The organism is Nocardia noduli (assembly GCF_019038455.1).
Taxonomy (GTDB): domain Bacteria; phylum Actinomycetota; class Actinomycetes; order Mycobacteriales; family Mycobacteriaceae; genus Nocardia; species Nocardia noduli.
Window position 1 is genome coordinate 1 of record NZ_JAFMPL010000171.1, and the last position, 9,777, is coordinate 9,777.

Sequence of the window (9,777 nt, forward strand, 5' to 3'; positions counted from 1 at the left end):
CCCCCGGCCCCCGCTCCAGCCCAGCCACCCGCTCCCACTCAAGCGCCTGCTCCTGCGCCAGCCGCGCGGCCCGCGGCCCTGGCATCCTCGGCTCCTACACCGGTTCCGGCTGCTACCCCGGCCCCGGCACCTTCCGGCGACGGCGAATTCCCCTTCGTGGTCCCGCTGGTCCGCAAACTGGCGGCCGAGAACAACCTCAACCTGTCCACCCTCACCGGATCGGGAGTCGGCGGCCGCATCCGCAAACAGGACGTGCTCGCCGCCGCCGAGGCCCAGCAGGCCCCGACCACACCCGCTATCCCGCCAACGCCAACCATCGCGGCCGCACCCACCGCAATACCGAAGCCCCCCATCGCATCCACGGGCGGGCGATCAGAACAGCGGCGCCTGCCTGGCAGCACGCAGAAGGCCAGCCGCATCCGTCAGATCATCGCAACCAAGACGCTGGGATCGCTGCAGAGCACAGCGCAGTCGACCCAGGTACACGAGGCCGACCTCACCAAGATCGTGGCCCTGCGAGCACGGGCCAAAGCGGCGTTCACCGCGCGCGAGGGAGTCAACCTGACCTTCCTGCCGTTCTTCGCCAAAGCCGCGATCGAGGCGCTGAGCGTGCACCCGAGCATCAACGCCTGGTACCACCCCGACACCGAGGAGATCACCTACCACTCGGCCGTGCATCTCGGCATCGCGGTGGATTCCGAGCAGGGCCTCCTGTCGCCGGTCATCCACCATGCCGACGACCTGTCGCTGGCGGGGTTGGCCCGGGCCATCGCCGACATCGCCCACCGGGCCCGCACCGGCGGCCTCAAACCCGACGAGATGACCGGCAGTACGTTCACGATTACCAACATCGGCAGCCAAGGCGCATTGTTCGATACCCCTATCCTGCAGGCACCGCAGGCGGCGATGCTCGGCACCGGCGCGATCGTCAAACAGCCTGTGGTGATCACCGACAACGGCAACGAGAACATCGGCATCCGCTCCATGACCTACCTGCCGCTGACCTACGACCGCCAGCTGCTCGAGGCCACTGACGCGGGCCGCTTCATCACCACCATCAAGCAACGGCTCGAGGAAGCTGCGTTCGACGCCGACCTGGGGCTCTAACAGGCGAACCCGGGACGTCTGAAGGTGGTGATTACGGGCTCGTCGAACTGATCGAGACGACGCTGGTAGCGCGCTGCGCGCAGGCAGGGAATGTACGGGCGGTCATCGGCTTGCGATCGGATCACTTCCCGACCGCGAGATCGATGACCGCCCGTAGAGACTGCACAGCACCGCCTGTTGGTGTGTAGGACACTCAACTGAACCGCAGCGACGGAGCCAGTGGGCCCATTGCCCAGGCCGCCAGCGACGGGAGTTATGGCTCCGGAGAGGTATCTGGCTTCGTCAGAGGCGGAGAAACTGATGGCGACGACGACGAACCGGCAACCAATAGCGCGGACGGGAATGCTCGGTACCGTCACCAGCGATAGCCGAGCACGTCTGTGGACGACTGAAACTTTTCGGAACTAGGTTCTGTGCCGAAGTTCGGGTTGGGCTGACGCCGGTGTGTGGCGTGGTCGGAATTGCGTGTTCGTGGAAGATGTTGCCGGTTTGGCATATGGGTGAGGTCTCCGGTATGTCGGGTAGCGACCAAGCAACCTGAATACAGACGGAGACCTCGTTGGCCAGCGTAGCGGTCGCGGGGCGAGCGGACCTGACCGATGCCCAATGGGCGCGGTTGGCGCCGTTGCTGCCCCGCAACAGGAAGCGGGGACGCCCGCCCCGGTGGACGAAACGTCAACTCATCGATGGGATCCGGTGGCGGACTCGGGTGGGGTGCCCGTGGCGAGATGTCCCACCGCAGTACGGGTCGTGGTCGGCGGTGTACGGGTTGTTCCGCCGCTGGCAGCGCGGTGGAGTGTGGCTGGTGATCGTGAAGTTGTTGCAGGTCTTCGCTGACGCGGCGGGTCTGATCCGGTGGCAGGTGAGCGTGGACTCGACGATCATGCGAGCCCATCCCCATGCCGCCGGCGCCCGCCGTGAGAGTGGGCGTCAGGCCGAACCGCCCGGCGGTTGTGGTGTGCCCGAGCCGGCCGATCACGGGTTGGGCCGATCGCGGGGTGGTTGGACCACCAAACTGCATCTGGCGTGTGACCAGGACTGTCGGGTACTGGCGATGCTGATCACTGCCGGTCAGGCCGGTGACAGTCCACAGTTCGTGGCGGTTCTGGACGCAATCGAGGTCGCCAGGACCGGCAGGGGCCGAGCACGCAAGCGTCCGGATCGGGTACTGGCCGACAAAGCCTATTCCAGCCGTGGCAACCGGGACTGGCTGCGCCGCCACGGAATCGCGGCCACGATCGCGGTCCCTTCCGACCAGGCCCGTCACCGCCGCAACCGTGGCAGCGCCGGTGGCCGACCACCAGCGTTCGATCCGGTCCGCTACCGAGACCGCAACGTCGTCGAGCGCGGCATCAACCAGATCAAACAACATCGAGCCGTCGCCACTCGATATGACAAACTCGCCGTCCGATACCTGGCCACCATCCATATCGCCGCCATCAACCAATGGCTACGACACGGGTGAGGCCAGGATCGAACACCCCACCTCACCCGACTTCGGCACAGACCCTAGTGGTGAATCGCTTGCCCGAGCCGGCGGCAGGACCAGACGCTTCCAGCTGCGCTCGCTGGCATTTCGCACCATCTGCTGTCGACGGTCTTCGATGTCGAAGCCTGTCTGCGTGAGCACAGGCACTGAAGACTCCTCGGTCGTCGAGTATTCAATTCGTGTGCCCTCCTTGAATTTCGCCTCCATCTCTGCGGCGAGCTGCGGCTGCTCGGCCTCCATTTTCTGGACGTCGGCGACCGCGTCTCCGGAACAGACTTCGTCGGACTGTCGATGTCGGTTCGCGCTGATACATTCTCCATACGACACAATCGACACATACCATTAGGAAGACACACAAGTTGGTCGACTACACTCTCGCCATCACGCCGAGCGAAGCATTCGACGGGGCGCCGTCCTCGCAACTCCCCTGTCTGACCATAGATGTGAACGCATCGTCGGCACACCCCACCGTCACTCGTATCGCCATCACCGCTTCTGGTCCGGCCGGAATTCGAGGAGACGACGTACGCAGCTTCGATATGGAAGCCATCGTGGCCGCCCTGAGCGCCCACTTCTTGAGAAAGACACCACGTGGCGACCATGCCGATCCCGCCTTCTTCAGTCCTCCGACTCACGACACCACCACTCTCGAGGAGCAGAGAATCCCGACGCCGGTTCCGGAGACTGAGCTCGCGTCCGAGCAGGCATCCCGGTCGTACAGGAAGATGCCGGATGCGGACGAACTCAGCGAGTTGTACGAACAGCTGGGCACAGTCACCGCCGTTGCGAAACACTACGGCGTTCCCCGACACAGCGCGCAGGGCTGGATGGGGCGGCTTCGCAAGTTGCAACAGCAATCAGAGACGACTCCCGCTGGAGACTGAACCTTCCTGTGACGGAGCACATCATGAATGAGACGTTCACTATCGCCATTGCGACGGGATCGGGAGACACCATCGCCAGAGCCAGGGTGGAGATCGACGGCGGAGTTCTGTCGCTGGCTGAAGTACAGGCCACGACCGGTGATTACGAGATCCCTGACGAGCTGGCACACGTCGACTTCCAGCTGATCATCCACACGGTGCAGGTACTGACAGGAGTGACGCCCGCTGTGCCCCTCGCAGCAAGTGCTGTCGGCGAGACGATCCGTACGGACACACCCCCGGCGATTCCGGCCCACACCATCCCACATGTTGAACCCCACACGGCAGCGGTCACCTCGGCCGAACCCGTTGAGCCCGATGCCGTCGCGGCTACCCACACCAGCAGTCCGGACACACACCAGCCGGAACCGACCACGGCGCGCCAGGAGAAAGAGCGCGACCACCCCGGCGGCGCGAGCATGCCATCGGACTTCGGGGTCAACTATTGGAGACTCGGAAGCATCACGAAAGTTGCCCGCCACTACGACGTACCCCATCGTGTGGCGAAGAGCTGGATCAAAGCACTCCAGGACCAAAGGCAACTCTCGCCCCCATGGCCCTCCAAGCAAACGCGTCCAATCGGGCGGCGATAGAAAGTCACGCATGACCGAAACGTTCACTATCGCCATTGCGACGGGATCGGGAGACACCATCGCCAGAGCCAGGGTGGAGATCGACGGCGGAGTTCTGTCGCTGGCTGAAGTACAGGCCACGACCGGTGATTACGAGATCCCTGACGAGCTGGCACACGTCGACTTCCAGCTGATCATCCACACGGTGCAGGTACTGACAGGAGTGACGCCCGCTGTGCCCCTCGCAGCAAGTGCTGTCGGCGAGACGATCCGTACGGACACACCCCCGGCGATTCCGGCCCACACCATCCCACATGTTGAACCCCACACGGCAGCGGTCACCTCGGCCGAACCCGTTGAGCCCGATGCCGTCGCGGCTACCCACACCAGCAGTCCGGACACACACCAGCCGGAACCGACCACGGCGCGCCAGGAGAAAGAGCGCGACCACCCCGGCGGCGCGAGCATGCCATCGGACTTCGGGGTCAACTATTGGAGACTCGGAAGCATCACGAAAGTTGCCCGCCACTACGACGTACCCCATCGTGTGGCGCGAGAGTGGATCGCCGCCCTGGGACCGCGAGCGCGACTCACATTCGGAAAGCAGCTGATTCTCCCAGTCGCCGCAGAAGTATCGGTCAAGCGTGCCCGGAACGATCCGGGATCATTTAAGCCCGTAGGTGCGAAATCTCCCGGTGTGAGGCACGGGGCTCCGGCCCCTTGCTGCCCCACGTGCGGGACGAAGCCAAGTAGTATGTATGGTCCGATCCAGCTCGCCGCTGATGTGGAATTCCGCTGGCTGGAGCTGGATACAGCGTCGAACAATGCCGGGGGTCTGGTCGCGACCAGACACTGCGCCGTTTGTCAGCCCGAAGACCGATTCGCAGTGGAATGCGCGGATCCGTCCTGCGACACCGGCCCGATCCTGGGCGGCCGCCTCGCGCGGACGGCTCGGGACTCGAAGGGGCAACTTCCGGCCGCGGTGGAGAAACTACTCATTCGACGGGGATGGTCGGCGAAAAGCGGCGCATCGAACGCAGTCACCTGCCCACAGCACGGTGGTGAGTCACGAACGGGTCTATCCAGTTAACGGCTGTTCATTTCCGCAGGTCGATCTGTGTGGTTAGCGGATGTATAGTGGCGTCGGAGAGATCCGGCGCACAAACGATTCCGGGGCATAGCTTTGGAATTTGTCGATACTGGACACGGTGACCTCGTTGCGCCAGGTCGGCACCTGTGGCCCGTTGGCCATCAACCACTGGTACGCCTCGAGGCCGGGCATGGCGACCATGTCGGTCGGATCATCCGATGCCGCTTTGATCGTCAACGCCGGTTTCCTGGCCGCGCGCGCCTGCCGATCGGCGGCGATGGCCGCGTGCATCAAGGGATGGACGACGCTGGGGACCAAGCTGCGGAAGTTGGCCCACCCGTTGGTGGTCGGCACCTGCGAGACCACCGCACGTACCCGCCGATCGGTCGCCGCTACCACCAAGACATGACCACCGGAAAAGCTCGTACCCCAGACACCGATACGAGCCGGATCGATTCCATCCAGGGATTGCGCGAAGGTGATCGCGTCTCGGTAGCCCTCGATCTGCGCGGGCGGGTCGACCTCGAACCGCAGTTCCCCTTCCGAGGTGCCGAATCCGGGATGGTCGTAGACCAGACATGCCAGACCGGCCTCACTGAATACTTCCGCGAACGGGCCACCCACTCCTTGACCCCAGCGAAGCCATGGGTCATCACCACCAGAGGCACCGGCTCCTACACATCCTCCGGTCGGTACAGCCACCCCCGAAGTATCGTTGCCCCACTTGAGAACTCGACATCAACACGCATCTTCGGATCCCCTTCCAAGAACTCCTGCACCTTGAACGTACGGCGTGAACTCGCCGCTGTCGCATCAATCGCTGACATCGCTGGTCGCGGCGGGTGCCTACGCCGCGATGCCGCATATTGACGGCGCTCGGCATGTTCGCGCCTCGGGGCGTGGCGACGACCCCAATCGAGTGGCAGTTGGCCCGGTCAGGGATCAGCCTCCAGTGCACATCCGTAGCGAGGCACTTTGAAATCCTTCGGAGCCATGATGAGCTGACCGAAGGCGACGATCACCCGACTCGGCGGATCGATCACGTGAAACGAGGGCGGATCGAGCCGATCAGTCCATTACTCAAGTGTTCCACTACAGGCGAGCGCCCTTGGCGTCACGCCGCCATTTCGCAGTGTGGCGAAGCACAGGAGTCACATCAGCAGCAGGCGCGCGTGTCTTCGCCAACAGTGGCGGCCTACCGCGCACGGCTTTCGCTGCTGCGCACGATCACATGAGCTGACCCGATACTCCCGCCATACAAGCCACTCTCATACCGCCTGATCCAGCACATAAACGAAAAACTATGCTGCGTACACCAATTCACCGACAGCGGCTGTCGGTACCCTTCTCTACAGTGAGACCGATCCCCGGCGCCGCGCCTGCGGAACCGGGACGCTACCACCAAGAGAAAGCGATCGTATGTACTCCGCCGAGATCAATCGCAAGCAGCCCGCGTTGTTGATGCTGCTGGTCGACCAGTCGTACTCGATGCTCGAGCCCTGGGGCCAGGGCGTCGGTTCCAAGTCCGAAGCGCTGGCTGCCGCAGTCAACAACGCGATCGGCAATGCCGTTCTGATGTGCAACAAGGGCGGGGAGAAAGTCTACAACTATCTTGAGATCGGTGTCTTCGGGTACGGAGCCACAACCGGCCCCATCCTGCACGGGGCCGACCCGAACCGACCGATACTGCCCATCGATGATGTCGCCACCAATCCCCGCCGCGTCGACACGGTGCGCCGACGCGCTCCCGACGGCGCGGGCGGGGTGATCGAAATCGAGCAGACCGCACCGATCTGGGTCGATCCGGTCGCCGACGGCGGCACCCCGATGGCGGCCGCGTTCACCCAGGCCGAACCCGTGATCGAGACATGGTGCGCAGCGCATCCGAAGAGCTACCCGCCGTTGATCATCAACGTCACCGACGGCGCGTCCACCGACGGCGATCCCAGCCCGGTGGCCGCACGTATCCGCGAATTGCGCACCGACGACGGTCAGGCCCTGGTGTTCAACCTGCATCTGTCGGCCATCGCCGCCTTGCCAGTGATCTTCCCGACTTCTGCTGCTGGACTGACTGATTCCTACGCACGCATGTTGTTCGATATGTCCAGCATACTGCCACCGGCAATGCTGGACGCCGCGGCATCGTGCGGTTACTCGGTACAGCCCGAATCGCGTGGCTTCCTGTTCAATGCCGCTGCGGCCGAGGTACTGGACTTCCTCAACATGGGTACCGTCGCCGCCACCCCGACCGCTCCGCAGGACCTCCTCGATCCCGCTGGCGATCGGCGGGACGACTCCGGCATTGACCGGCCCGGGATCGCCTGAGGGCATCCACGCAGGAGACGGTGATGATGACAGCCCGGATCGGATGGGTGCCCAAGGATGGTCGCGAGATCAACGAGAACGAGGATCGCGCTGGAGTAGGTGCTCGACGCTTCGCGGTCGCCGATGGTGCGTCGACGACCGCACGACCGGAGATATGGGCCGACATCCTCGTCTACTCCTATGTCGCCGAACGGAATGACCCGTTCCATCCGGTCGTGCTGGCACAGCTACGGGCGCAGTGGCACCATGAGGTCACCCAGCTTGGGCTGCCATGGTACGCCGAAAGAAAATTGCAGGAAGGCGGAGCCGCGACCTTCGTCGGCCTCGACCTCGACGAGGACACACAGCGCTACCAAGCCACCGCGGTCGGAGACACCTGCCTGATGCACTGGCGCGACACCACCCTTCTCGTCGCCGGGCCGCTGAACCTACCCGACCAGTTCAGCAATACCCCCGACCTGGTCAGTACCCACGCAGGCGACCACCGCCACCAGGCTGCGATCTGGCACGCCTACGGTGACTACCAACCCGGGGACCGCTTCGTCCTGGCCACCGATGCGCTAGCGAAATACCTTTTGCATCAGCAACTCTGCGGGTTCTCAGTCGACTTGGACGATGCCCTGGACCGTTTCGATGACTGGGTCGTCGACGCGCGCGTCGGCGACGGACTCGGCAACGACGACACCACAGTGGTGCAGGTGGTCACCCTATGATTGCAAGACTGCCGAGCCTGCTGGATTACCAACGCGCGGTGCAAAACCCGATCGTCGCGTTCACCACCGACGCGGTGTTGCGCAATGGGCGCGCCGTGCTCAATCCGTGGGGGCAGCCATCGGTCGCTTCGGGCGGGTTCGCCGCCACCTTCAAGATCGAATCTGTCACCGGCGACCGATACGCGGTGCGCTGCTTTCACAAGCAGGGCCAGGGCGACCGCAATCTAGCCGACCGCTACCGTCACATCAGCAACTTCTTCGCCACCCACCCCGAGTTCGGCTTCCTGGTCCCGGTCGTCTACGAGGAAAAGGGCATCACCGTCGGCAGCGACCGGTTCCCGATCGTGCGAATGCAGTGGGCGGAGGGAGACACCCTCGGCGTGTGGCTCGAGGATTGGGCCGCCGCATCGCGGCCCGACCCGACCGCCATAGACACTGTCCGCATCGGCATCGCCGCCGCCGTCGACACATTGCGTCGCAACGGGGCCGCGCACGGTGATCTGCAACACGGCAATATCATCGTCGGCAAGGACCTGTCCATCCGTCTGATCGACTACGACGGCATGTATCTGCCGAGCATGGGGCAATTGCAGGCCATCGAGCAGGGCCACCGAAACTACCAGCACCCCGGCCGCGGCAACACATTCGATGCGGACATCGACGTGTTCGGTGCCGCGGTCATCGACCTGTCGCTGCGCGCCCTCCGAAATCAACCCACGCTGTGGGAAGACTACGGCGGCACCGGCGAAAACTTGATCTTCACGGTCGCGGACTTCATCGATCCCACCACATCACAGGTTTTCACTTCCCTGACCCGTATCCCCGACGTCGCCGAGGATGCCCTCCGCCTACAAAGCGCCTGCCGAGGCTCCTTCGACCAAGTACCGGCCGTGCTGGCCGGACAGACGATCACCTATCCGACATCAACCCACCACTCGATCCTGGCCGACGAGGTGTACGCGAGCAGCGAGCGCGACCCACTGATTGCCCTCCAGGGCCAGACCGTCACGGTCTTCGGAACTATCCGGTTCGGCATCGTGACCATCGGCCGCGGCGGCCGCCATGTCGCCCTGCTCACCCTCGGTAACTACAAACACGGCGACTTCACCATCGTCGGTTACGACCAGATCGCGACCGAACTGTTCGAGGCCTACGGCGCACGCACCCGCAACAACAAACGGCTGCTATCCAAACTGCACGGCTGGCGCGTGGCCATCACCGGCACCATCGTGCTCTTCGACAACCAAGGCATGCTGGTACCTCAAATCGAGTTGGCGCGCGCAGGCATGCTGCGCAACCTCACCGCAGACAAGTTCAGTGCATTCGAAAAAGCCGCCACCCAACGCGGTAAACCCATCCCGCAGCGTCGATCGGCACCTGGACCCCAACCCCAGTCGACAAGCCGAAGCCCGGTCACACAGCCTCCGTCGGCCAAGACCGCTAGCGCGCCCACCGCACCGCCGACCGCGGTCACCGCACTCAACCACGACCGTGACGTGACGCGCGCAGCCAGGTTGCACGAGCTGTACAAAAACCACCGCCCGGACCCACCACCGAC

The 9,777-nt window shown here is 64.0% G+C and carries 10 protein-coding genes; 8 read left to right on the plus strand and 2 right to left on the minus strand.

All coding sequences use genetic code 11. The features are described 5' to 3' along the window. Together sucB and JZ792_RS39630 are read left to right on the plus strand one after the other, a co-directional pair. Window positions 1-1,107: 2-oxoglutarate dehydrogenase, E2 component, dihydrolipoamide succinyltransferase (gene sucB / locus JZ792_RS39625; RefSeq protein WP_216918029.1), on the plus strand; the 1,107-nt coding region annotated here is incomplete at its 5' end. 559 nt (window positions 1,108-1,666) lie between these two features. After that, entirely contained in the window at window positions 1,667-2,572 is a 906-nt protein-coding gene (locus JZ792_RS39630; protein WP_216918030.1) for an IS5 family transposase, read from the plus strand. Here JZ792_RS39630 and JZ792_RS39635 read toward each other — a convergent pair. Next, entirely contained in the window at window positions 2,558-2,836 is a 279-nt protein-coding gene (locus tag JZ792_RS39635; RefSeq protein ID WP_216918031.1) for a hypothetical protein, read from the minus strand. The genes JZ792_RS39630 and JZ792_RS39635 overlap by 15 nt on opposite strands. Before the next feature lie 119 nt (window positions 2,837-2,955). Between JZ792_RS39635 and JZ792_RS39640 the strand changes: the two genes are divergently transcribed. Genes JZ792_RS39640 through JZ792_RS39650 form a run of 3 tightly spaced genes read left to right on the plus strand, consistent with a single transcriptional unit; the run spans window position 2,956 to window position 5,181 of the window. Beyond that, on the plus strand, window positions 2,956-3,480 hold the full coding sequence (locus JZ792_RS39640; RefSeq protein WP_216918032.1) for a hypothetical protein: 525 nt from the start codon (window positions 2,956-2,958) through the stop codon (window positions 3,478-3,480). A 23-nt stretch (window positions 3,481-3,503) separates the two neighbouring features. After that, entirely contained in the window at window positions 3,504-4,112 is a 609-nt protein-coding gene (locus tag JZ792_RS39645; RefSeq protein WP_216918033.1) for a hypothetical protein, read from the plus strand. 10 nt (window positions 4,113-4,122) lie between these two features. Then, complete coding sequence (locus JZ792_RS39650; RefSeq protein ID WP_216918034.1) at window positions 4,123-5,181, plus strand: hypothetical protein; 1,059 nt, start codon at window positions 4,123-4,125, stop codon at window positions 5,179-5,181. Between the two features lie 33 nt (window positions 5,182-5,214). On the opposite strand, the gene JZ792_RS39655 is transcribed toward JZ792_RS39650, so the two are convergent. Next, complete coding sequence (locus JZ792_RS39655) at window positions 5,215-5,805, minus strand: alpha/beta fold hydrolase (RefSeq protein WP_216918035.1); 591 nt, start codon at window positions 5,803-5,805, stop codon at window positions 5,215-5,217. A 795-nt stretch (window positions 5,806-6,600) separates the two neighbouring features. On the opposite strand from JZ792_RS39655, the gene JZ792_RS39660 reads away from it, so the two are divergent. The 3 genes from JZ792_RS39660 to JZ792_RS39670 all read left to right on the plus strand — a co-directional run. Then, window positions 6,601-7,506, plus strand: coding sequence for a vWA domain-containing protein (locus JZ792_RS39660; RefSeq protein WP_216918036.1), 906 nt, complete (start codon window positions 6,601-6,603; stop codon window positions 7,504-7,506). Between the two features lie 23 nt (window positions 7,507-7,529). Beyond that, window positions 7,530-8,219 carry a hypothetical protein gene (locus JZ792_RS39665; protein WP_216918037.1) on the plus strand — a complete coding sequence of 230 codons (690 nt, stop codon included), beginning with the start codon at window positions 7,530-7,532 and terminating at the stop codon, window positions 8,217-8,219. 95 nt (window positions 8,220-8,314) lie between these two features. Further along, on the plus strand, window positions 8,315-9,777 hold a 1,463-nt coding region (locus tag JZ792_RS39670), incomplete at its 3' end, for a serine/threonine-protein kinase (protein ID WP_216918038.1).